Below are 23125 nucleotides of genomic sequence, written 5' to 3' on the forward strand. Positions count from 1 at the left end.
TTCATTTTTAAAGTGAGAATAACTCGTAAACACAATGATTTTTATTAAAAAGTGACGTTATGTATACTTTCGGTTCTGTGTGATATCCATCAGGTTTGTCGAGGATAGATGGGAATGATACAAAGACCTTACTGCTTAGAGTGTCATAAATATCCCGCAGAGTAGAACTGTGCCGATAAAGGACAGTGAGTACTCATATACATTCGATTCCAGCTATAAAGCTAAAATAAATTACCGGAGCACCTAAATTGATGAGGTGGCTGACAATTCATTTATGGGTCGTTACATACCTGAGCTGCCTTTTCATAAGTGGTTGTTCTGTAAAACAAGGTGCGCATTTTTCTATCCCTCCCGAACTAGATCAACGCAAAATCGAAGCCATTTCCAAATCTGCCAGTCTGAGAAATCAATCCCATAAAAATAAGACGTCTGATGTCGCAAAAGCTGACCATTTCAGGGTTACCGGCTTCAATAAACAAGCAGAAAATCGTCAAAGACATCAGAACGTTTCAGAAAAAACGGAGCCCATTCTTGAATTTGATGAGTTTGAAGATTTTCATTCCATCGAATTAGCGGAACGGGAATTCAATCCGCAAACTGAATCTCAAATGGAACTGGAAATTCCGCTTGTAGCGCAGAAGCCTGTACTATCTGATCTCAAGCCGACTGAGACGCCCGAAATCCTCAGTGAAAGCGAAGTGACTTTTAATACAAACATCAAATATGAGACCGAAGAAAAAAAGACAGAGTTACCGAAATCGAAATCGCCTCAACTGGTTGAGCTTGGTCTGACACCACTTTCTCAATTAACGACCAATATAAAACAACCGGCAGGAGACTTGCCCCAAAATACCGCTGCAGAACATTTAGATAAGATTCCAGCGCGTCAAGTTGTGATGGGAGAATCACGAAATTGGGCGGTCACAACAAAAGAGTGGGAAGCACCCGGGCTTGTTTATAATCCGCTTTATTTTGAAGAGCCTTATCTAGAAAGATATGGATATAATTACGGCGCACTTCAGCCATTTATTTCAGCAGGTCGCTTCTTTGGACGAATTCCTGCTCTACCTTATATGATCGGTGCCTATCCCATACACGAACGCAGATATCCTCTGGGTTATGCTCGTCCAGGAGACTGTCCTCCATATCAGGTTGAAAAACTTCCTTTCAGTCCCCGTGGAGCATTATTTGAGAGTCTGACTGTCACAGGTCTGGTGTTCCTGATTCCTTAGTTGGATCGTTAACTGAACTTCCAATGCTGTTCTCGACACGTGAGTTTCTTGAGCCGATCTTCGTTGACCGTGATGCCCAGTCCGGGGCCTGTTAATGGGGGAGCAAACCCTCCCCATTTAAACGAAATATCTTCATTAATCACGTTTTCGGCTAATAGATAACGATCATAGCTCCCCTCCAAAAACGTAATTCCTTTGACGGCTGATGCGAAATGTCGACCAACTGCCGAAAGAATTCCCGTTTCACCAACCTGACACCCGAGTTGATATTGCCGTCCTGACTGCTGAGCCAGATGTGCTATATCCAGAGTCGGAATGATGCCTCCCAGCTTTGAGATACGGAGATTAAAAGAATCACAATAGCCATTCGAAATAGCCGTTTCTGCATCAGACATGCTACATAATGACTCATCGAGCATGACTGGGATCGAGATCTCATTTACGATATTTTTCAGAGATGAGATTTCACAATGTGGTACAGGTTGCTCTAGAGAGCTAATCTGAAATGATGTGAAGTCTTTGGCTTTTTGTTCGAGTATTGCTCTGGTCCATGCTTCATTTGCATCGACTCGCAAATCCATCTTGCTGCCAAGAAATAATCGACAGTGTTTCAATAACGTTCGATCATCAATCTCTGGAATTCCTACTTTCACTTTGCAATGTTTGAATCCAGTGAAACGATACATGATTGATAGTAAATATTGTTTCGCAGGCCGCATGGAAGTGAGCACAGCACTATAACGAACAGGCTGATCGGATTGAAACAGGTTTTGACGCTGTTGCAGATGTTTGAAAATTGACGAAAAGGATTCGCCACTTGCTCGAGTCGCTGCATCAATCAGACTGATTTCCAGAGCACAACGTGCAGCGTTTCCAAAGCAGCCTCTTCTTGTGTATTCAGGATCGGCACCTGCTAACTTCGGTAATGTGATCTGCTGGCAGATCTCGACCAATTCATCCGATGAATTCCAATCATCACCCAATAATGAATGAAAATCGGTGTTTTCATAGTGAGAAAAAACAGAATCGACAGTCTCTCCCGTTACATATTCGCGTGGAACAGACTCACCCCAGCCGACCGTCCCATCTTCTAATTGGCAGCGAATGATAATCGAGTCCGATTCCGAGCGACTGAATGATGCGTGCTTGATTTTTCGACGTAATGGGATTCGTACCTGATATGCCGAAAGTTTGGCAATTCTCATAGTCTTTGTTTTAGGACCTTCTTTAACTCTATATCTTATTGAGACATACGTGAAATATTGGGGGTGACATGGTTTCGTAAAAGTGCTATGACTCTCCTATTCTGAATGGATTTGGATGTTTTCGCAAGATGGAGGCGATCGTGGGCGTTCCCCTTTCCCAAATGTGGACCGTAGCAAAGTATGTTTTGACACAACGCATAAAAGGTGTAAAGCGTTATCCGTTGGTATTGATGCTGGAGCCACTGTTTCGTTGCAATCTCGCTTGTGCCGGTTGTGGTAAGATTCAATTTCCCTCGCATATTTTGAAGCAGCATTTGAGTCCTGAGCAATGTTTTCAAGCCGTTGACGAATGTGGTGCTCCGATTGTCTCAATTCCTGGTGGCGAGCCATTATTACATCCTCAAATGCCAGAAATAGTTGCTGGGCTCATTGAGAGAAAAAAATTCGTTTATCTTTGTACAAACGCAATCTTACTCGAAAAACATTTAGCGAACTATCCGCCTTCGAAGTATCTTACGTTTTCGATTCATCTGGATGGGATTCGAGAAGACCACGATGCTGCTGTTTGTCGAGATGGCATCTACGATAAAGCGATCAGTGCCATCAAAGCTGCCGTTAAAGCAGGGCACCGTGTGACGACTAACTCGACGCTCTTCGATAATGCAGATCCAGAGCGTGTACGACAAATGTTTGATGAGTTAGCAGAATTAGGGATTGAAAGCATGATGCTCTCTCCCGGGTACCAATATGAGAAAGCGCCTGACCAGGAGCATTTCTTAAAACGTAATCAGACGATTCAAAAATTTCGAGAGATTCTGGCAGTTCCGAAAAAACAGTGGAAATTTAATCATTCGCCATTATTTTTGGAGTTCTTAAAAGGGAATTGGGAGTTAGAATGTACGCCGTGGGGTAATCCGACCTATAACATTTTTGGTTGGCAAAAACCCTGCTATCTGTTGGAGGAAGGCTATGCAGATACCTTTGAAGAGTTGATGAGTTCAACTCGGTGGGAGCAGTATGGTCGCAAAAGTGGGAACTCGAAGTGCCGTGATTGTATGGTGCATTGTGGACATGAACCTACGGCAGTGGATCAAACCTTTTCCTCATGGAATGGCTTTTTGAAAGTAGTTTCGCTTACGTTATTTGGAGCGAAAGATTCCAACAAAGCAATTCAAGACTACTCGACTGATAATATACCGGCCCCACATTATACTGTAGGGGATCGTGAGCTAGTTCAACTGGAATTCACGCCTGCGGAAGATGAATCATGTGAAGAAGAAGCATTGAATCTTTCAAGCTAAGCGTCAGTACTTTTTGTTTTTAAACTACGAAAAGCATTTCGGCTTGTATTTAACTTTCGTGCAGTTCGTGGTAGTAACGCAACGGATTTTGCATCAACGATCATTTTCAAAGTAGAATATGATGCACTCACAAGTCTGGAGCGATGAAGGAGAGTTGATCAAAACAGTGATATTCTCGCTCACGTGCTTCTGAATTTGCAGCTAAGCAAATCAATGCATTTACGATTCTAAGTGCAAGACGAGGTATGTCGCTCTTGCATGAAATGGCAAAACAATAATCTTTTCGTCAGGCTAGACGAATTCCATAAGTCAGTCGAATGTAGGCTTATTCTAAATGATGTCACTACTCATCTAAGTGGGTTTGCTAGTTGTAAGATTGGTGCAGGATATATTAGTATTCTGAACACATTTTAGTCACCAGTAAAAAAGTACATCGGTCTACATTCTTAGTTGAAAAGATAAAATGAAAATTCGTCAATTTGCTTTAGGTGGAAGTCAACTCACTGATGCATTGCGATATTTTGCATTAATTATGTTGACAGTCGGAGGATTTACATATTACTCGCCAGACTTGATGGATCTGTTACCGAAACACTATGAAGTTAATGAAATTAATTATCAAGAAGAAAAATTTGAATACTTGGTTGAACAAATCGGAGAAAATACTGGGCAATCTGTTTCTGTAAAATTCAAACCTCATGAGTATTACTATAGCCTCGCACCAAATGAAACTTCGAGAGCGATTCAACCTGCTGAAGTAATTTCTCTATTCTCAAATCAAGAAAAAAATGAAAAGCTGGAAGTAAGATTTCAAACATTTTACTATGGCCCTGAAGATCATAAAGAACGTACAGGCGATGATGGAAGCTATCTCGCACAACTAGACAAACATAAAACTCTTTTTAAGCGATTATGTTCCGAGAATAGAGATATTAAAGTAAGAGGGTATGTAAGTAATGAGAGTGGAACAGTGCTTGTTAGAAAAAGGGATTCTGAAAAAAAATATACCGAACAAGAAATAGAGGAATTAGTGGTTGAAAAAATATCCAGATTAGTACTTATTTGTCAGTATTTAACGTACGAAGATGTTAATGGGGTCGAGCATCGCGTCGATATCACAACAGGTTCAGATGAGATAGAAAACGCGATACTACACTGTGACCGGTTTGCAAATATATCTAAAATTAGAGTGAAGTAGTATCAATAGCCTCTAAACGATCCCAAGCGAAAGTATCGTATATCTCAAACAAAGTGTTTGTAGTTTCTATTTTTAACCATGAAAAATTACGAATGGTGACGACTTAAAATCATAACTGGTAACCTTAAAGGATAGGTTCTGAATTTAAGATTTTTAAACTCTTTTCCGTCGTTGAATTAAACTCGTTGCCGCAATTTGTAAGATTCTAGCAGGCTGAGTTTCTGCGGTCTTGGGTTCAGTTTCTGTGATAACCCACACAATTCATAAAAATTATGTTTGACAAGTTGCAGATTTTCGAATACTATAAAACCAAATCTAATAAACCAAATATTGTTGTACCAATCAGAAATCAGTCAAGGATGCCCTATGGCCAGACCAAAAGCGAAAGAACTAACTGAACGCGAATTAGAGCTCATGCATGTTTTCTGGGATCGGAATCAGTCAGAAACCGAGACGGAATTAACCGTCTCTGATGTGCGTGACGCCCTGCAAAAGAAGGGACGCGATTTAGCTTATACCACTGTAGCAACTTTGGTCAGGATCCTGATGGAGAAGGATTTTCTGGAGCAGACGAATGAGGAGCGTCCTTTTCTGTACCGTACAGTCCGTTCATTTGATGAAGTTTCCGGCAGTATGCTGGGCGATATGATTCAGAAAGTGTTTGGTGGCTCGCGCGAAAAATTACTGGTGCGGCTAATGGAGGAACGAAGGCTGACGAAAAAGGAACTCAAGGCTCTGGAAGAAATTTTACGGGAGAAGTCCTAATGCATGACCTTGGTGTAAGCGTTGTCTGGTTGAGTCTGCAAGTCACCATTGTTGCTGTTGCCTCAGCTTTCTTATATCTGATTCTGCGCAGTCGAGGCCCGGTGTTACGTTCGCTCGTGATTTCTTCATCGATGTTAATAACCCTGTTTTTGGCGTCGATGGCATTCAGTCCCTGGCCCAAATGGAGTATTGAAAGAACAAAGCAGTCGATAGGTGAAGCCCCGCAAATGAATCAGAGGGTAATTGCTAAAGAAAACGCGGTTGTAGCTGAATCTGATTCGAATAATTCAAATGTTGCGCCCGTCAAGTTAGAATCAGTGTGGGGTTCCGCCTGGAGTGGATTTGTAGCAGGTCTTGAACGAAAACATCCTGTTGAAAATTTAGAGGAACCGTACTCGTGGCCTGCGATCATTGGGTTCTTGTTTCTGGGGGGGATTTCACTGGGGTTCACTCGTCTCTGTGTGGGCTACTTCCTTTTAAAACAAGAATTGAAGCATACGACTGATTTAGATGGTACCGACGTGCGGGAGCTCCTGGATGGTCTTTTAAGGGAGCACAATTACTCGTCAACAATTCGTTTGCGCGAGACTCAACGATTAGCGACAGCAGCGGTTGTCGGCTGGTGGCGTCCGGTGATCTTGTTGCCCCATGTTTGGCGTACATGGTCTGCTGATCAAAAGACTGCAGTATTGACACACGAACTGTCACACATTCTTCAGAGAGATTTCCTGTCCAATCTTTGTGCAGAGATTAGCCGGTCGATCTATTTCTATCATCCATTAATGCATTGGCTGGCGGCACGGCTACGGCTGGAACAGGAACTTGTCGCTGATGCGGAGGCTGCACGTTCGTCAGGAGGCACAGATTCGTATTTAGTGATTCTCGCTGAGATGGCAATGGCACAATCCAATCGAAGTGTGCGGGGACCTGCCCGCGCATTTTTACCCACACAGTCCACTTTTTTAAGGCGAATTGACATGCTTAGAGATAAAGCTCCTTTTAGAGGAACCGTCACTCACACGACTCGTGTTGTAGCTATCACATCTATTATGTTAATTGGCATTGTGGCTGTTGGAATTCGGGGGGATCGATTTATTCAGGCACAGGACGCTGCTACCAAAGTGGGGATCTCTTCGAAACAAAAGGTTGAAGAGAGCAAATTGAGCATGGATTATGTTCCCAATCATGCTCTGGGAGTAATCGCAATACGACCGGCAGAGATTCTTTCAGAAGAAGTGATGAAACCAATTCGAAATTTGATTGATGCAGAAGAACGTAAGCAGAACGACTTTAGTGTGTTAGGACTGAAGTTTGCAGAGATCAACGTTGCGACAATCATTTTTCTACCTCCAGAAGCTGATAAGAAATTACCTGAGTCAGTTGCCGTGATTCAAACAAAGCAAAAAATCGATCGCAAAAAAATGATGGAGAAATTCAGTCGGAGCCAACTTGTTGAAACGATCTACCTGGATAAATCATATCACAAAACCAGAGCTGTCAATGGTGAATCATTGTTGTTTGTAAATGATCGAACGGTGATCATTGCCAACAAAGAGAAATCGCTTCAACAAATTGTTCAGGCGATGCAGCATGGTGGTTCAAATCGCTGGTCTAAGCAATGGAAGACTGTTGAAAATGATTCTCTGGCAGCACTGTTTAACATTCGATTGGCTCGTGAGATTGTCTGGAACAAACAATCAAATCTAATCGTCATCAATCCCATGATCCAAGGTGTTATCTCGCCGATCTGGGAAAATACAGATGTTTTATTGCTAGGCTTAACTATAAACAAAGAGATTGATCTGACATCTATGTTATATCAGGAAAAAAATGGTGAGAGCATCAAAAAAACTCTGGAAGCAATTCTCACGCTTTCATCAAATATGCTTGAACAAATGAAACAGAATATCGGTAGTGACAATGTGCAAGAGCGATTGTCACTGATATCTTTGATGGAACTTGCCGAAAAGGTTGTTAAGTCAACAAAGGTGACTCAAAAAGGTGAAAACGTCAGTTTCACGATATCGCTGCCAGACGATTCTGGTATTCAGATGGTTGCTTTCCTCTTACCCGCAGTTTTGCAGGCGCGTGAAGCAGCCCGCCGTACCCAGTCCATGAATAACCTGAAACAAATTATGCTGGGTTTGCATAATTATTATGCAATTCATAAACACTTTCCTCCAGCAGTTGTCATAGGACCGGATGGCAAAACTCCCCACAGTTGGCGAGTGGCAATCTTGCCGTATCTGGGACAAAAAGCATTGTACGATGAGTATCAAAAGAACCAACCATGGGACAGCGAGCAAAATCTCAAAGTACTCGCGAAAATGCCGGATGTGTATCGAAGTCCTGCTGAAGACGGCAACGCAAATAATACAGCCTATTTTGCTGTCGTAGGTAAGAATACAGCGTTTGGAAAGAGTTCGAAAGTTGCTGGTTTCGGTGCAGCGGGAGGGGACGGCGCTGCCGGTGGTTTTGGAGCATTCGGTGGTAAAGGAGGAGCTGGCGGTAAAGCAGGAGCCGGTGGCGGTGCAGGAGGAGTTGGTGGTAAAGGAGGGGCTGGTGGCGGTGCGGGAGGTCCAGGTGGCCTATTTGGTGGCGCAGGAAGGGGCGGGCGCCAGAGAGGAGTGAATAATAAAAGCGGAGTGAGATTTTATGATATCACCGATGGTACATCGAACACCATTGCCATTGTCGAAGCGAAGCGAGATATTCCATGGACAAAACCGGAAGATATCAAATTCGATGGTAAGAAAATACCGAATTTTGGTGGCTTTTATCAAGGTGGTTTTATTGCCGGGTTCTGTGATGGTTCAGTCAGATTTCTTTCAGAGAATATTGATCAAAAGACATTGAGGAATTTGCTTACGATCAACGATGGTAACCCTGTAAAAATCCCATGAAATTAGTGTTGATGTAAATGGGATTTTATACTCATCCGAGAACAATGAGTGGGTATGATCAGAGCAACTACTAACTTAAGTCAACTCAAGATTCAGTCACCGGGAACTGAAAAGATTGATGTGGTCACCATATGATGACTGCTAAAGTCGAACGCGTCCCGGTGCTTCTTCTGGTTCACTGAATGAATCAGGAGAGCGAAATGGGTTTTCTAATGGTTGGTCTTGAATAGCATTGACTGGAATAGTTTCTGGTTCTTCAAAGCCGATTTGCGTGGGCTTCCATTCTGGTTCAAAGCCTGGATTGCCTTGCGACCAGTCTGGTTCTTCGAGTTCAGCAACACGGGACTCAATACGTGTGGGGCGTCTGAGGGAGGCTTCTCTTTGGGGTGGCTGATTGGGGAATCCCGATCCAAGATCTAAAACCGGGTATCCAGGAATTTGTGGAAGTCCCCAAACTTCATTGGGAATACCTACGGGATTCACATCAATGTTCGCCATGGTCATCGTTAAAACAATTCCAGCTTGGGGCCAGTCCAGTTTGATCACATGCGGTAGTGTTGCCCCTGAGTTATTACAAACGCGGTATTCACCCAACGTCGCAGTCGCGATGCGTTGTCCCCGACTGTCATACAACGATTGCTCAATAATATTTCCCGTGCAAAGGTTAACAACCAGGATTTTCTGAACCAGTTTGCCATTTGGTAGCAGACGGTCTGAGATCAGTTTGATGTTTGGAGAGTTCTGACCTTCTTTTTGAATGGAAAGTTCTTTTTCATTTAATGGTACCACCCGCAGGGCTTCAAGTAACCAGTTTGGTTCAAAGGGAATATTTAATTGTGAACCCATTGATTGATACTGGTCATGCCGAATTGTAAAGACTCGTTTTTGTTCATTCCGCTTAACCCAGAACCAGAACCGTTCATTATTCGATCCAAAGTCCACTTCTGCTCCTAAGGGAGAGCTGGCACGTAAGCGGAACCGTTTTGGTTGTTCCACAGCCAACATGGCATTTAAACTAATCGGAATGCCGCCTTGCTGTCGTGCACGAATTTTGACATTCGATGCTTGCCAACCATAGACGCCATTCGTTTGCGAGTTCAGGTGGTTGATGATTTGTGTGTAGCTGGCATTGGGTGGCAGGACACACTCAGGGGCTTGTTGTGGAAGAAATGTTCTTACGGAGGAACAGGATGTAAGCAATAGAATGAAGAGGATCATGACAGTGCTGTGCACGACACTGAAAAGTCGAGCATACCGCTGCGGGTGCGTTGCTGTTTCTGTTCTTCCCTGAACATTCAACATAGTCGTGATCCGTTATCGGGGATGAACCCCTTATTCCCAGTCTTCAAATAATTGTGTATTTAGTTGTTGTTGCAGTTGTTCAATTTCAGATTCTTCCAGGCTCTGATCACGAATCTCGAAGTTTCCTTCTCCATGCGTTCCTGATAATTGGAGATAAGATGTCTGATCTTCATTTCGTGAGCCATCTAATTTCAATCGGCGTTTTTGCACCAGAAATAGAGCAAGAACGTAGAGGAATTTTTCCTGAATCTGGTTGGGGTTTTCGTATAGTTGTTCAAAGTATTGCATTAACGCGTCGGCATCGACTTTTTTAGGGCCTTGTGATGTTGGCTCCGGCACTTGCAACTTCCATTCACCTACTGCACCTTCCGGAGGTCCGTCCCACGCATCATGTGAATAATCAAGTCGTACTAGTTGTCCATTTTGCTCGACAATCACGGAATGGACTGTTTCACCTGGAGTAAATTCTTTTCCTGTAGCCGAGCACGATTTTCCTAATGGCTTTAAATGATAGTCCATTTAAAAAACTCGAAGCTAAAAACCCGAAATCGAACTTCGTGAGGCCGTTCTAAGCCAAATGATGGGTTCGTTTGATAATCTTGGTCGAATACTAGCCTATAACACGATTTAGCTCAAGATGAGTCTGGCAGCTGTAAACAAGCCCGTTTTGCAGGAACTGGAGTTTTATGCTTGCCTTAAAGTATTGTAAATCAGAGTGTTATGAACCCGTAAAGAATTTGTCTGAGGAGCCACCCTCTTTGACAATAGGGATCTCGATCCGGGAAGCACATTTAGGACAATGACCGGCATAAGCAGACTTATCATGATTCATATAGATGTGGGAATAGACGTTACAGCACTTGAAATGGACACCAACATGTGATCGTTGGGGAGCATGCGAGTCACGTTCCTCTGTCATGATCAACTCCAGTCAAATTCAATAAAGTGAAATCACTCCAATGAGTTTCACATTATTTACGAGAATTTGCTGAATAAATCAAGAGGCATTGATTCGAAATGAGGGCCGACTACTTTTGATTCGCCAGCGTCAGCATGGCGCGTGCACGGTCTTGATCTCGTTCGCGAGCATCACATTGATCGTCGCCAATAGCCGGTCTGGCTAGCGCTTCTTCCAGAAGTTTCTCAGCTTCTGCAGCATCCAGTTCGCTGATGGGAAGCGCTTGTTCTGTCAAAACGGAAATGACGTTGCCTTGAACTTGTAAAAAGCCACCATCAATAAAGTAATTGTTCTCTGTTCCTTCCGTAGACTTGTAGACGAGTTCACCATGGCCGAGTCGACCGACCATCGGCATGCGGCCTGGTAGAATCCCGATTTGTCCATCAAACAAAGTACAACGCAGGCTCTGAATCGAGAGATCCAACAGAGTTGTTTCCGGAGTCACTAATAAAAATCGAAATTCTTGTGCCATTGGTGGTCTAACCACATTTTGAAACAGGTCGTCAAATTGAATTTGTGGTCGGAATGGCCGATCACAATATTAAATTAAAGTCTATTTATTCTTCTGCCATTTTCTTGGCTTGTTCTTCAGCTTCTTCTACAGAACCAACATACATAAATGCGGCTTCAGGAAGATGGTCCCACTTACCAGCGCAGATTTCTTCAAAGCTGCGAATCGTATCTTCCAGTGGAGTAATTTTTCCTGCTTTACCGGTAAACACTTCAGCAACCAGGAAGGGTTGTGATAAGAATCGTTCGATACGACGTGCGCGGTGAACGACCAATTTATCTTCTTCACTTAATTCATCAACACCTAAAATGGCGATGATGTCTTGAAGTTCACGATAACGTTGCAGAGTCTGCTGAACTTCACGTGCCACTTGATAGTGACGTTCTCCCACATATTGCGGGTCCAGAATACGACTTGAAGAGGCGAGCGGATCGATCGCCGGATAAATACCCTTTTCAGAGATCTTTCGTTCCAGATAAATGAACGCATCCAAGTGAGAAAACGCTGTGGCAGGAGCAGGGTCGGTGGGGTCGTCAGCAGGTACATAAACTGCCTGCACACTGGTGATCGCTCCATTTTTTGTTGAGGTAATTCGCTCTTGGAGTTCACCCAGTTCTGTTCCCAGGGTGGGCTGATAACCCACAGCACTCGGCATACGTCCCAACAGCGCCGATACTTCACTTCCTGCTTGTGAAAATCGGAAGATATTGTCAACGAACAGTAGGGTATCAGTCCCCGTGGTATCACGGAACCATTCTGCCATAGTCAAGGCAGAGAGAGCAACTCGCAAACGTGCTCCGGGAGGCTCATTCATCTGACCAAAGACCATACAGGTTTGCTCAATCACAGATCGATCTGTCTGACCAATTTTTGTTTCCTGCATTTCCAACCAGAGGTCGTTTCCTTCACGGGTTCTTTCCCCCACACCAGCGAATACAGAATAACCACCGTGAGCACTGGCGATTCGAGCAATTAACTCAGTCAAAATCACAGTCTTGCCGAGTCCGGCTCCACCAAACAAGCCCGCTTTTCCACCACGAACAAAGGGAGTGAGCAGGTCAACCACCTTGATACCAGTTTCAAACAGTTCTGTCTTAGCACTCAGGTTATCCAGTTCAGGCGAATGACGGTGAATAGGCCAGCGTTCCTCAGTCTTCACCTCACCGCGACCATCAACGGGATCACCAAGCAAGTTAAAAACGCGGCCTAATGTTTCTTTACCGACAGGAACTGAGACAGGTGCACCGGTGTCGGTGACGTTCATTCCCCGGACCATACCATCGGTTGACCCCAGGGCCACACAACGGACACGGCTACCACCCAGGTGCTGTTGAACTTCACCAGCCACTTTGATTTCCACGCCTTTAATCGTCTCATCTACAATAAGTGCATTGTAGATTTCAGGCAATTGGTCTTCGGGGAACTCAGCATCGAATGTTGAGCCAATGATCTGTGTGATTTTACCAACTGTTTTTGTTGTACTGGCTTCCGTTGTCGCCATTGATTTGTCTCTACTTTCTGATGTTAATCAATTTGTAAAAATACAAAGTGCCTTCTCAGGGCAGGTCGGAAATTACTCCAAGGCAGCGGCACCGCCAATGATTTCAAGAATTTCCGAAGTAATTTGTGTTTGTCTCGCACGATTATATTGAGCAGATAAAGTTCCCACCATTTCATTCGCGTTTTCGGTGGCACCTTTCATCGCAACCATACGTGCGATCTGCTCGCTCACTGCTGCATCCAGGAAGCACTTAAATAAGCGTGCTTTAAATGCGGTCGGTACGATTTCCTCTAGTATTTCCTGTGCGGAAGGGAGAAACTCATAATCATATTTTTGCGATGCTGAAGACTCGGTGTCTGACGATTCCAAAGCACCAATTGGAAGCACTGAGTGAACGACAGCCTCTTGTTTGGATGAAGAAATAAACTCGGTGTATGCAACATCGAGTCGGTCAATCTTACCTTCAATATATTCTGTAATATAACGGCTCGCCAGCTCATCCACTTCTTCAAATGTGGGGCGATCTTCGAAGTGTGTATAAGTATGAGAGGCAGTGGTTCCCTGGAATTTCAAAAAGCTGATCCCACGTTTTCCAGAGACTTCCAGCCGGACGTTTTGACCCTTGGCTTCCAGTTCCTGATGGCGTTTCAAGGCACTTTTTAAAACGCTTGAGTTATAACCACCACAAAGCCCACGATTGGAGGTGAGAACCAAAAGCACAGAATTTTTCTCAGTTTCATGCTTTTCCAGTAAGGGGTGATGAAACTCGAGATTAGCCTGTGACAAATCAGAGACAAGTTCAGAAATCTTTCGCGTATAAGCGGCTGCTTCCGAAGCGCGGTCCATAGCTTTCTTGAATCGCGCAGTGGCGATCAATTCCATAGTCCGTGTAATTTTACGGATATTTTTAACCGCTTTTAAACGTTTTACGATGGCACGTGCTTTGGCCATTAGATTTTGAACCTGTTTTTGATGATCTATATCAAGTGATTAAATCACTGAGTCGGTTTACGGATTTTTTCGTTGAAACTGTTCGATGAACGTGGTTAATACTGATTTCAACTGTTCGATCGTGTCGTCTTCCAGTTTGCCTGTCTCTGTAATCTTATCTGTAATTTCAGGGTATTGATCACGAATGAACTGGAGCATCTCAGATTCTGCTTGTTGAACCTGGGAAATGGGTACTGTATCAAAGTAACCATTGGTTCCAGCATACAAACTCACAACCTGATCGGCCATCGGCATCGGCTGAAACTGTGGCTGCTTCAATAATTCAACCATTCGATATCCACGATCCAGCTGAGCCTGAGTCGCTTTATCGAGTTCGGTACCCATCTGAGCGAAGGCTTCCAATTCACGGAAAGCGGCAAGGTCTAATCGCAAACTTCCCGATACACTTTTAGTCGCTTTGGTTTGAGCATTACCACCCACACGTGAAACACTGATCCCTACGTTAATCGCAGGACGAATTCCGGCAAAGAATAAGTCCGGTTCCAGATAAATCTGACCGTCGGTAATCGAAATCACATTCGTCGGAATATATGCGGAAACTTCACCTTCAAGCGTTTCAATGATTGGTAGGGCAGTCATGGAACCGCCGCCAAGTTCATCACTCAAACGAGCAGAACGTTCCAAAAGGCGACTATGACAGTAAAAAACGTCCCCAGGGTAAGCTTCACGTCCGGGAGGACGTCTCATCAATAATGACAACTGGCGATATGCTTGAGCCTGTTTGGAAAGGTCATCATAAACAACCAGAGTATGTTTCCCCTGGTACATATAATGTTCGGCAATCGCGGCACCAGCATAAGGTGCAATATATTGTAACGGGGCAGGGTCACTGGCAGAAGCACTGACGACAACCGTGTAATCCATTGCACCATGTTCTTGAAGCTGATTGACAACACCTGCAATGGTCGCAGATCTTTGCCCACAACCCACATAAACACAGATGACGTCTTTGCCTTTCTGGTTGAGGATTGTGTCGATGGCAATCGCCGTTTTTCCTGTTTTACGGTCCCCAATAATCAACTCACGTTGACCTCGACCAACGGGGGTCATGGCATCGATCGCTTTGATCCCAGTTGCCAGCGGTTGTGTCACTGGCTGTCGGGCTGCAACACCGGGGGCAGCCACTTCCAAAGGTCTGGATTCAGTTGCGACTATGGGGCCCTCTCCATCAAGTGGATTACCAAGAGGATCAACAACTCGTCCCAGTAAGCTGTCACCGACAGGGATCGAAAGTAGATTGCCCGTACTCCGGACTTCATCACCTTCAGCGATGGATAAATAGTCGCCGAAGATAATAATTCCGACAGAGTTCTCTTCGAGGTTGAAGACCTGTCCTCTAACCCCATTGGAAAACTCAACCATTTCACCAGACATGGCAGAGGAAAGACCGTAAACGCGTGCGATACCATCGCCCACTTCAAGGACTCGTCCTACCTCACTCGTCTCGATTTCGCCGCGAAAGTCTTCAATTTCCTTCTGGATGACTGAAGCGATCTCGTCCGCTTTGAATTTCATGTATGCTCCTATTGCTCAATCGTCCGCGTAATTGTTTTAACCGCGTACGCAGTGAACCGTCATAGACTGTGTCATCAACTTGAATTACAAGACCACCAATTACAGATTGGTCTATTGATGTTTCTATTACTGGGGAAAAACCGAGTGCTTCGTTCAAACATTTCTCAATGTTTGTCAGATTTTGTTCTGATAACTCAAATGCAGACCGAACAGAGACTGCCTTTTTTCCGGCTTCTGTATCGCGCAATGTCTTGATTTGAGTAAAGATCAGAGGTAACAGCTCCAGTCTTTCATGACGAGCCAGAACTCTCAGGAAGTTTGTGAGAAGTTCTGAAGCATGGGGAGCGAAGACACGATCCACCAGGCTTAATCGCTCGTCTTTGTTGAGTGCATTTGACATCAACATTCTTCCAAACACTGGTTGCTGAGTCATAGCGAGGTCGATAACTTCAGTAAACTCTTCGATTACGGAATCTCTCTCCGATTCTTTAATCGAACCAAGAAATGCTTTGGAATAAACCTTCGCGACCGATGTAGCACTCGGGTCTTCCATTACACTTGGAACATGAGTTTTTACTTCTTTCTGATCGTTCACGCGAACCATAACTCACAGTTAAAGGAATATTGATTCAATCTGCACCCACTTCATTTGAATAAAATGGGTCTCTTAACTCTTAATTAGAACTTCCTGAAATCTGAGATAAAGCCTCTTCAATCAGCCGTTCACGATCGGATTCATTTAATGCTCGTCCTAAGACTTGTTCGGTTGCATCAATGACTCGACCATTTAATTGATCAAACAGATCTTTCAAGGCCAGTTCGCGAGCTCGCTCAATCTCATCAAGTGTATGAGTCTTGATTTTCTCCGCTTCCTGTCGTGCCTGTTCAAGGATGTCCTGTTTGATACGATCTGCATCAGAACGAGCTTCAACCATCATTGCCTGAATCTCATCCTGAGCAGCTGCTATTTTTTGTGCATGTTCTTTAACTAATTCTTCTGATTCTCTTTGCTTTGATTCTGCTTGATCAATTGCGTTGACAACTCTTAATTCTCGGTCATCTAAAGCTTGAATGAGCGGTCCCCAGGCAAACTTTTTGAGCACAAAAATGAAGATGACGAAAACAATAAATGACCAAATGGCCAAGTCCGTTTTCCAGCCCAGCGGAGCCCCTGTCGCATGTCCTGCATCTTCAGCCGCATATAATGAGGCTGAAGAATCAATGAGTCCACTGCCCAATATGATGCTGCCCATTATGATCAGCATAATGAAACAACGGCTTGTACAAAGACTTTTCAACATGATTAAAGACTCTCGCATTGTCATCAGAAGAATTGGTTATGAAATCGTTCTCAAATGCTTGAGCACGGGTTTCTTCAGTAAAACATGGACACAAAAATTGGAATTCATCAGATCATGCAGATGATGAGGGCGAAGAATGCTGCACCTTCGATCAACGCTGCAGAAATAATCATTGCTGTCTGGATTTTACCAACAGCCTCTGGTTGTCGAGCAATTGCTTCTACAGCGGAACCACCAATTCTACCGATGCCGAAACCAGCACCGATAATGGTAATTCCCGCACCAAGGGCTCCTAGTGAAATTCCACCACCTTCTCCTGCTTGTGCCATTGCAGGAACAGCTGTGGCCAATACAACAACACATGTCATGTACATAATCCGTAAAGCCTGGATCATTGTTTTTATCCCCTGACCTTTCTCAACGAGGAACACTCAAACGAAATATACTAAGCAAGTCTGTAATAAAGCTCTCTGCTCCTCTAGTGAGGATGTACAGCGGCTCCAATAAACAGAGTTGCAAGAAACGCAAAAACATATGCCTGCAGGAACGCAACGAAGAGTTCCAGCAAGCCAACTAATATTTGGGCAATGATGCTGGAAGGCATCACGATCGCCCATAATCCGGAATCCGCGGTCATCGCGATGAATCCCAGAAAAACTGCAATCACAGTATGACCAGCCATAATGTTGGCAAATAAACGAATTGCCAATACTGCATGTTTAATCAAAAAGCCGGCTAACTCAATGACCCAGATCATGGGTAATAAAGTGAGTTTCATGAAAAATGGCAGTTCCATGGAGGGCGCTAAAGATAACCAGAATTGAATAAAACCCTGTTCTCGCGTTCCATACATGATAACCGTACAAAACGTCGTAAACGCCAGTGCGATTGTCACATTTAATTCTCCTGTAGCAGATCCCATCCATGGGAAAACTCCCAGAAGATTACAAATCAATACATAAAAGAAACAGGAGAGCACAAAAGGCAAGTATTTATCAGCAGAGTGCCCAACTTTTGGTTCTTCATGGTGCCCATGATCATCATCATGGTGGTGGTCAGAGCCAATTGTGGGTCGAACGACTTCGTCGCGCATATAGATGACGAGCGATTCCCAGAAGTTCCACCAGCGACCTCTTACGACTTGACCACCAGCAGCTTGTTTGGCTAATCCACGAAACACAAAGAACAAAAAAGTAACGGCTACTAACTGTAACAGCATGAACTTTGTAATTTGGAACCCAAACAGGCTCGGCAATTCGAGGTGAATTCCCCAAGGGAGCTCGAAGTGCGGAAAATCGCGAACATGATGAAAATGATCAGTGTGACCGGCGGCCATTTTTTTAGCTCAATTCCAAAAAAATCTAACTCAATACGTTGTTTAGGCTAATTAACTTCGGCAGATTACCGAATGATCAACAAGGTTTCAACCAATAGAGACGCAAAGTAACAAATCAATAACCAAATCAAAAATTCGGGTAAACCAAAATCAGATCTGAGGTTCAATATCAACACAGTTCCGATACCAACGATCATTAATCGAACTAAAGTCGAGATCGCCATTACCGCAACGGGAGCCGCTTCACGGAAGAACAATCCTGAGATGAGTAATACGATAATCCCGGGTATCAGGCAGAGTATCGTAGCGTAAGTGAGTCCTTCAACTGCTTTTGTTCCGATGCTCAAATAGGCAGGTAAGCAGAGAAGTACAAACAGGCCAATTAAAACGCCCGCAAGAATGCCACACTGTTTTATCGGGTTTTTACTTTGCGAAGGAGCTGAAGAGAGCATGATGTTAAAGTTGATTCTTGCTGTCTATCTAGTCGATAAAAATTCGTTTTTAATGAGATTCTATAATTGCGAATTATTTATATATTGATCAGTTAATCTACTTCTATCTTTTCATCTGAGCTTGACTCAGGTTGATTCGATGAGGGACTTTTACTCTTTCGATCTTTACGCTCTGCTTCTTTAGTCATTCGTAATAAATGTGTCAATCCACAGCCAAAACCCAAAAAGGCACCAATGGCCGTCATCACAGGTTTTGTTTCCCACTTTGTATCGAGCCAATGGCCTAATAAAGCAGGTAATGCCATTTCTAAACTGATTGTTGTCAATCGACTGACCCACAAATGGGCCTCGGCGAATGACGAACGTTTTTGCCGATCAGGAGTAGGGTCAGGATGCGGCATTTTTAGATGCTTTCAATATTGAAGCAGAGCAATATTAAGCTTGCGAAATCAAATACGAAGCAAACTTGAGAGTGACTTTAAGTAGATCGCCTTGTTGAGTCAAAGTGATCGGCTTATCGAAATTGCTGAATCTAAATTTTCTCAAAAATGAAATTTCGTATGTTGAGGTCCTGAATAGATTATAAAGCAAGAACAATCGTCTTGGAACAAGGTGCGGGTACACCCTCAAAATCTTCTGACAGGCTTTCAGGCGTTTCGTTTTTTAGAGATCTCAAATTCCTGTGATGAAGCGATTTGTTTAGTGTCGCTACAATTGAGCTTACCAGCGAGGACGATATCTGCTTGTATTAGGTTTCTATGAAATTTTGACAAGGCTAAAATTATAAGTGCCATTGATGTAAAGGGATATGACTAAAAGCGGACTTGTGTTATGCAAATCAGGATAGTCGAATAGTTGATTTTTATGACCTTTCGTGTTAAAAACGTTTTTCATGTTGTTAAGAGTGATTTGAGTGTCGCAAACTTTGCGAAGACACAAAAGTCATTGATAATAAGTTCCTCTGACTAGCCTACTTCAGGTTGTTGGGTGAGCGAATCAAAACTCTTAAAGTGGCAATTCTGATCAAGGGAGTCAGCCTAGTAGCCTTTACTTTAGCGAACAGCGGTTCCTGATTATGAGAATTTTTAATAGTGGCTTTCTGTTCTGGGGAGAGTAGCGTCCTGGTCGAAATTTGATTTGACGTTTACATATTGTTCATTACATTCTGATCGTATGAAATAAAGGATTCGATATTACTGCGATATTCTGAATGTATTGGAACGGGGCAGATGTGCTAAAACTTAACCTGATTGTCATGGATGACTAAGGCGATATTAAGACACCGACCAGTGTCTTGGTTGATACTTGGGAGTCCGTTCCTAATGTCCCCGGCAGTCATAAAAGCTTTAGAGTGTCAAACGCGTCGTGATCTTGCTGCAACTGCTAAATCTCATGGAATTGCCGGCTGGCATGGCATGAGAAAACAAGAGTTGGTGAAAGCAATCGCAAAAATCAAAACTGCAAAATCAAAGTCGAAACCCAAAAGTAAAAGCGTTCCTGTTACCAAAAAAACATCTCGTTCTGTTACTCCTAAACCTGCGGCGGTACCGGCTTTACCCTCACAATCTTCTTCAAGCCATTTAGCTCCTGCCGAGCACCAGGCAAAAATACAAAAACTGCTCAAATCAAATGGGCAGAGTTCGCATAATGACAAAATCCTCCCGACTTCAGAATCTTCTGAAACCAAACTGACAGCGGTAGTGAAAGATTCCCATTGGTTACTGGCAACATGGACAGTGACTCAGGGAAGCTTAGACCGTGCCAAAGCAGCATTAGGGGCATACTGGTATCAAGCTGTTCCCGTCATTCGCATTTATGATATTACCACGAATGAAAACAGTCGCACTAGTAAAGCGTATGTCAAAGATGTTGAAATCAAGATCGACTCCGGTTTATGGTTCGTGCAAATCGATCAACCAGCTCGGTCGTATAAACTACAGCTTGGTTTTGTGACGCCACAAAATAAGTTTTTCGGCTTAGTTTACTCTCATAAATTAACTCCTCCGATGCCTGAAGTCTCTGAAAAAGGAGGCAAAACAAAACGGGCACTCGACAGTAATTACTCAGCCACTCGATCCAGACGTTATACGTCGCGGAACGAGAACGGTGGTAGCGCTGCCGCTAGACTCGCACTGCCTTTGACGCTCGATTCGAATGGTGGTTCCAATGGATCCCTTAGCAAAAAAGCAAAGCGAGAGTTCCATGTGGAAACAGAATTACTCATTCATGGGACCTCAGACCCGCAAGCAGAGGTCACATTATTAGGAGAGAAAATCCCGGTTAGCAAAGAAGGGCGGTTTGCCCTGCGTCTCAGCCTTCCCAATGGTAGGCAGGTGATCCCAGCCGTTAATACCTCTTCGAATAAACGTAAGCAACAAACGATTGTGCTTGCGATTGAACGCAATACCAAAGATCTCGAGCCCGTTCAGCTCGACGAGTAAGGAAATCGCGCTCGCAACGCCAAATGACTGACAGAGAGCGCTTCTCTGTCAGTCGGCGTTTCCGTAATAGACTTCAGTGGTGAGCCCCGTTTTTTCCTTCACCTTTTCCGCAATCTCATCAACCTGCGCAGAACTAAGCGAAGTCACATAATCTTCAGTTGTACGACGCGCAATCGTATAAACCTGAACCAGCTTAATCTCGCCTCCTGACTCAATGACTTCGTTGAGCCGATCACAGAACGCTGCGATTTCTGCTGCATCAGGTGGTTGCTGATTCACCAGCATAAACAAGCTCTGAATTACAATCGGTCGCTGTTTCGCGACGAGTGCGATGTTATCCAGAATCTGTTGAAATCGAATTTTGGTGCGATCGATGATTTTGAAGTAGCTCTCCGTGCCGGCGTCAAGCTTGGCCCAGATCTCTCCTTGATTTTCATCTAATAGTTTGAGTGCGTTTTGGGTACTTTCCCGATGGAACATACTCGCATTGGTGATCAATACCATTTTGACATCATGCGCTTGATGCTTCTTTTTCAAGTCGGCCACTTCCTTGACAATGTTGTCAAAGTTTTTGTAGGTTGTCGGCTCTCCATCGCCCGAAAATGCGATATCGTTCAGCCTTCGCAGCGCTTCAGGCACCGTAGCAAACTTCGGATCCTGATAAATTTCCCCACTCATGACGAACTTCAGCATGTGATCAAGCTCTGTCAGCAGCTGTTCGAAACCGACAAAGCGGGTTTCCGACTCTTCTCTGCGATCAACTTGACAGTAAATACAGTCAAAATTACAGATTTTGTCGGGGTTGAGATTAACGCCGATCGAAATTCCCTTACTCCGCCGGGATAAAACCGGGTAGACAAACTTATTCTCGTGATAAGTTCGTTGATGCTGCGAATGCAGGGGAAGTGATGATGACGGCATAGTTCAATTTCCAGAACGAGGTAGTCGACTTACTCTTTTTATATGACTGATATCTCAGAAAGACAAGTGGAACTTGATTAGTTATCACCCGAGGCAAACAATCTGTACATATTACTGCAATTTACCATAAAAAATGCGGTAACGACCATGCTAAGTCGCTACCGCATTTAAATTTTCAATTTGTATCGCAGATCGGATTAGACTTCTTTCGAATCAATCCAGCTCATCATGCGGCGAAGCTCTTTACCGACCGCTTCGATGGGATGCTGTCGATTCAAGCGTCGAATCGCTTTGAATGAAGCCTGGTTCGCTTTGTTTTCCAGCAACCAGTTCTTGGCGAATTCACCATTTTGGATCTCAGCCAGGATTTGCTTCATTTCTTTGCGGGTTTCCTCAGTGACGATGCGGGGACCACTGGAATAGTCGCCATACTCGGCTGTATTGGAAACGCTGTATCGCATGTAGTTCAAACCACCCTGGTAGAACAGGTCAACGATCAGCTTCAATTCATGCATGCACTCAAAGTATGCCATTTCAGGCTGATAGCCTGCTTCAACCAGTGTGTCATAACCGGCTTTGACCAATTCACTGACACCGCCACAGAGGACAACTTGCTCGCCAAACAGGTCGGTTTCTGTTTCTTCAGCAAAACTGGTCTCGATCACACCACCACGAGTTCCGCCGATTCCCTTCGCGTAAGCCAGAGCCAGTTGGCGGGCACTATCAGAGGCACCTTCAACCAAAGCAATCAATGAGGGAACGCCACCGCCTTGAACATATTCGCTACGAACCAGATGCCCCGGACCTTTCGGAGCGACCAGAGCAGCATCAACACCGGTAGGTGGCACGACCTGGTTAAAGTGGATATTAAACCCATGCGAGCAGAGCAGCAGATTTCCTTTGCTCAGATTAGGAAGAATTTCGCTTTTGTAGAGATCGCCCTGAACTTCATCAGGCAAGAGGATATTGACTAAGTCACCCGCTTTGGTGGCTTCAGCAAGAGGCACGGGATCAAAGCCATGGCTGACAGCCAAATCGTAATTTTCGCTCCCTTTGCGTTGTCCAATAATGACATTGCAGCCACTGTCGCGAAGGTTTTGAGCTTGTGCATGTCCCTGGCTTCCATAGCCGAGAATCGCGATCGTCTTGTCTTTGAGCAGCGACAAGTCTGCGTCATCATCGTAATAAATTGTAACTGCCATAATCCTGATCTCTTGTATTGATGTAATGCTGAAAGAAGCAGAACCGGTTCCACTTCGATTAGAACTTCTT

Annotated in this window: 22 protein-coding genes; 6 read left to right on the forward strand and 16 right to left on the reverse strand. The window is 44.1% G+C overall.

All coding sequences use genetic code 11. The features are described from left to right. Positions 1 to 251 precede the first annotated feature (251 nt). Complete coding sequence (locus V202x_RS21310; RefSeq protein WP_145178865.1) at positions 252 to 1232, forward strand: hypothetical protein; 981 nt, start codon at positions 252 to 254, stop codon at positions 1230 to 1232. An 8-nt stretch (positions 1233 to 1240) separates the two neighbouring features. Here V202x_RS21310 and V202x_RS21315 read toward each other — a convergent pair whose 3' ends face one another. Continuing rightward, complete coding sequence (locus tag V202x_RS21315; protein WP_145178866.1) at positions 1241 to 2437, reverse strand: mandelate racemase/muconate lactonizing enzyme family protein; 1197 nt, start codon at positions 2435 to 2437, stop codon at positions 1241 to 1243. Positions 2438 to 2577: 140 nt separating this feature from the next. Here V202x_RS21315 and hpnH point away from each other — a divergent pair, with 140 nt between their 5' ends. The 4 genes from hpnH to V202x_RS21335 all read left to right on the forward strand — a co-directional run bounded on the left by hpnH (position 2578) and on the right by V202x_RS21335 (position 8604). After that, on the forward strand, positions 2578 to 3738 hold the full coding sequence (gene hpnH, locus V202x_RS21320; RefSeq protein ID WP_232098618.1) for an adenosyl-hopene transferase HpnH: 1161 nt from the start codon (positions 2578 to 2580) through the stop codon (positions 3736 to 3738). Between the two features lie 463 nt (positions 3739 to 4201). Continuing rightward, positions 4202 to 4936 (forward strand): hypothetical protein, encoded by a 735-nt coding sequence (locus V202x_RS21325; protein WP_145178868.1) that lies wholly within the window; start codon positions 4202 to 4204, stop codon positions 4934 to 4936. A gap of 366 nt (positions 4937 to 5302) precedes the next feature. After that, positions 5303 to 5701, forward strand: a complete 399-nt coding sequence (locus tag V202x_RS21330; RefSeq protein WP_145178869.1) for a BlaI/MecI/CopY family transcriptional regulator — start codon at positions 5303 to 5305, stop codon at positions 5699 to 5701. Then, positions 5701 to 8604: a DUF1559 domain-containing protein gene (locus V202x_RS21335; RefSeq protein ID WP_145178870.1), complete on the forward strand. Its 2904-nt coding sequence runs from the start codon at positions 5701 to 5703 to the stop codon at positions 8602 to 8604. The genes V202x_RS21330 and V202x_RS21335 overlap by 1 nt, the downstream gene beginning before the upstream one ends. 141 nt (positions 8605 to 8745) lie before the next feature. Here V202x_RS21335 and V202x_RS21340 read toward each other — a convergent pair whose 3' ends face one another. From V202x_RS21340 to V202x_RS21400, 13 genes are all read right to left on the reverse strand, one after another. Next, positions 8746 to 9906: a hypothetical protein gene (locus tag V202x_RS21340; RefSeq protein WP_145178871.1), complete on the reverse strand. Its 1161-nt coding sequence runs from the start codon at positions 9904 to 9906 to the stop codon at positions 8746 to 8748. 30 nt (positions 9907 to 9936) lie between these two features. After that, entirely contained in the window at positions 9937 to 10425 is a 489-nt protein-coding gene (locus tag V202x_RS21345) for a hypothetical protein (RefSeq protein WP_144985742.1), read from the reverse strand. Positions 10426 to 10624: 199 nt separating this feature from the next. Next, entirely contained in the window at positions 10625 to 10825 is a 201-nt protein-coding gene (locus V202x_RS21350) for a hypothetical protein (protein WP_145178872.1), read from the reverse strand. A 109-nt stretch (positions 10826 to 10934) separates the two neighbouring features. Next, positions 10935 to 11336 (reverse strand): FoF1 ATP synthase subunit delta/epsilon, encoded by a 402-nt coding sequence (locus tag V202x_RS21355; protein WP_145178873.1) that lies wholly within the window; start codon positions 11334 to 11336, stop codon positions 10935 to 10937. A gap of 85 nt (positions 11337 to 11421) precedes the next feature. Then, positions 11422 to 12876 (reverse strand): F0F1 ATP synthase subunit beta, encoded by a 1455-nt coding sequence (gene atpD, locus V202x_RS21360; RefSeq protein WP_145178874.1) that lies wholly within the window; start codon positions 12874 to 12876, stop codon positions 11422 to 11424. Positions 12877 to 12948: 72 nt separating this feature from the next. Further along, a complete protein-coding gene (gene atpG, locus V202x_RS21365) occupies positions 12949 to 13827 on the reverse strand; it encodes an ATP synthase F1 subunit gamma (RefSeq protein ID WP_145178875.1) in 879 nt (292 codons plus the stop codon). Between the two features lie 57 nt (positions 13828 to 13884). After that, complete coding sequence (gene atpA, locus V202x_RS21370) at positions 13885 to 15402, reverse strand: F0F1 ATP synthase subunit alpha (protein WP_145178876.1); 1518 nt, start codon at positions 15400 to 15402, stop codon at positions 13885 to 13887. Then, on the reverse strand, positions 15353 to 15997 hold the full coding sequence (gene atpH, locus V202x_RS21375) for an ATP synthase F1 subunit delta (protein WP_197993023.1): 645 nt from the start codon (positions 15995 to 15997) through the stop codon (positions 15353 to 15355). Before atpH ends, atpA begins: the two co-directional genes overlap by 50 nt. Positions 15998 to 16076: 79 nt before the next feature. Next, positions 16077 to 16703, reverse strand: a complete 627-nt coding sequence (atpF, locus tag V202x_RS21380) for a F0F1 ATP synthase subunit B (protein ID WP_197993024.1) — start codon at positions 16701 to 16703, stop codon at positions 16077 to 16079. Positions 16704 to 16810: 107 nt separating this feature from the next. Then, entirely contained in the window at positions 16811 to 17098 is a 288-nt protein-coding gene (gene atpE, locus V202x_RS21385; protein ID WP_232098621.1) for an ATP synthase F0 subunit C, read from the reverse strand. 83 nt (positions 17099 to 17181) lie between these two features. Beyond that, the gene (gene atpB, locus V202x_RS21390) at positions 17182 to 18039 is read right to left on the reverse strand and encodes a F0F1 ATP synthase subunit A (RefSeq protein WP_145178878.1); all 858 of its coding nucleotides are present in this window, start codon (positions 18037 to 18039) and stop codon (positions 17182 to 17184) included. Between the two features lie 65 nt (positions 18040 to 18104). Continuing rightward, positions 18105 to 18491, reverse strand: coding sequence for a hypothetical protein (locus V202x_RS21395; RefSeq protein WP_145178879.1), 387 nt, complete (start codon positions 18489 to 18491; stop codon positions 18105 to 18107). A gap of 92 nt (positions 18492 to 18583) precedes the next feature. Next, positions 18584 to 18892 (reverse strand): AtpZ/AtpI family protein, encoded by a 309-nt coding sequence (locus V202x_RS21400; protein ID WP_145178880.1) that lies wholly within the window; start codon positions 18890 to 18892, stop codon positions 18584 to 18586. 921 nt (positions 18893 to 19813) lie between these two features. Between V202x_RS21400 and V202x_RS21405 the strand changes: the two genes are divergently transcribed. Further along, positions 19814 to 20932, forward strand: coding sequence for a DUF4912 domain-containing protein (locus tag V202x_RS21405; protein WP_197993025.1), 1119 nt, complete (start codon positions 19814 to 19816; stop codon positions 20930 to 20932). Positions 20933 to 20980: 48 nt separating this feature from the next. On the opposite strand, the gene V202x_RS21410 is transcribed toward V202x_RS21405, so the two are convergent. Together V202x_RS21410 and ilvC are read right to left on the reverse strand one after the other, a co-directional pair. After that, a complete protein-coding gene (locus V202x_RS21410) occupies positions 20981 to 21853 on the reverse strand; it encodes a radical SAM protein (RefSeq protein ID WP_145178882.1) in 873 nt (290 codons plus the stop codon). Positions 21854 to 22050: 197 nt separating this feature from the next. Then, complete coding sequence (gene ilvC / locus V202x_RS21415; RefSeq protein ID WP_145178883.1) at positions 22051 to 23055, reverse strand: ketol-acid reductoisomerase; 1005 nt, start codon at positions 23053 to 23055, stop codon at positions 22051 to 22053. Positions 23056 to 23125: the final 70 nt, after the last annotated feature.

Source organism: Gimesia aquarii (assembly GCF_007748175.1).
Lineage (GTDB): Bacteria > Planctomycetota > Planctomycetia > Planctomycetales > Planctomycetaceae > Gimesia > Gimesia aquarii_A.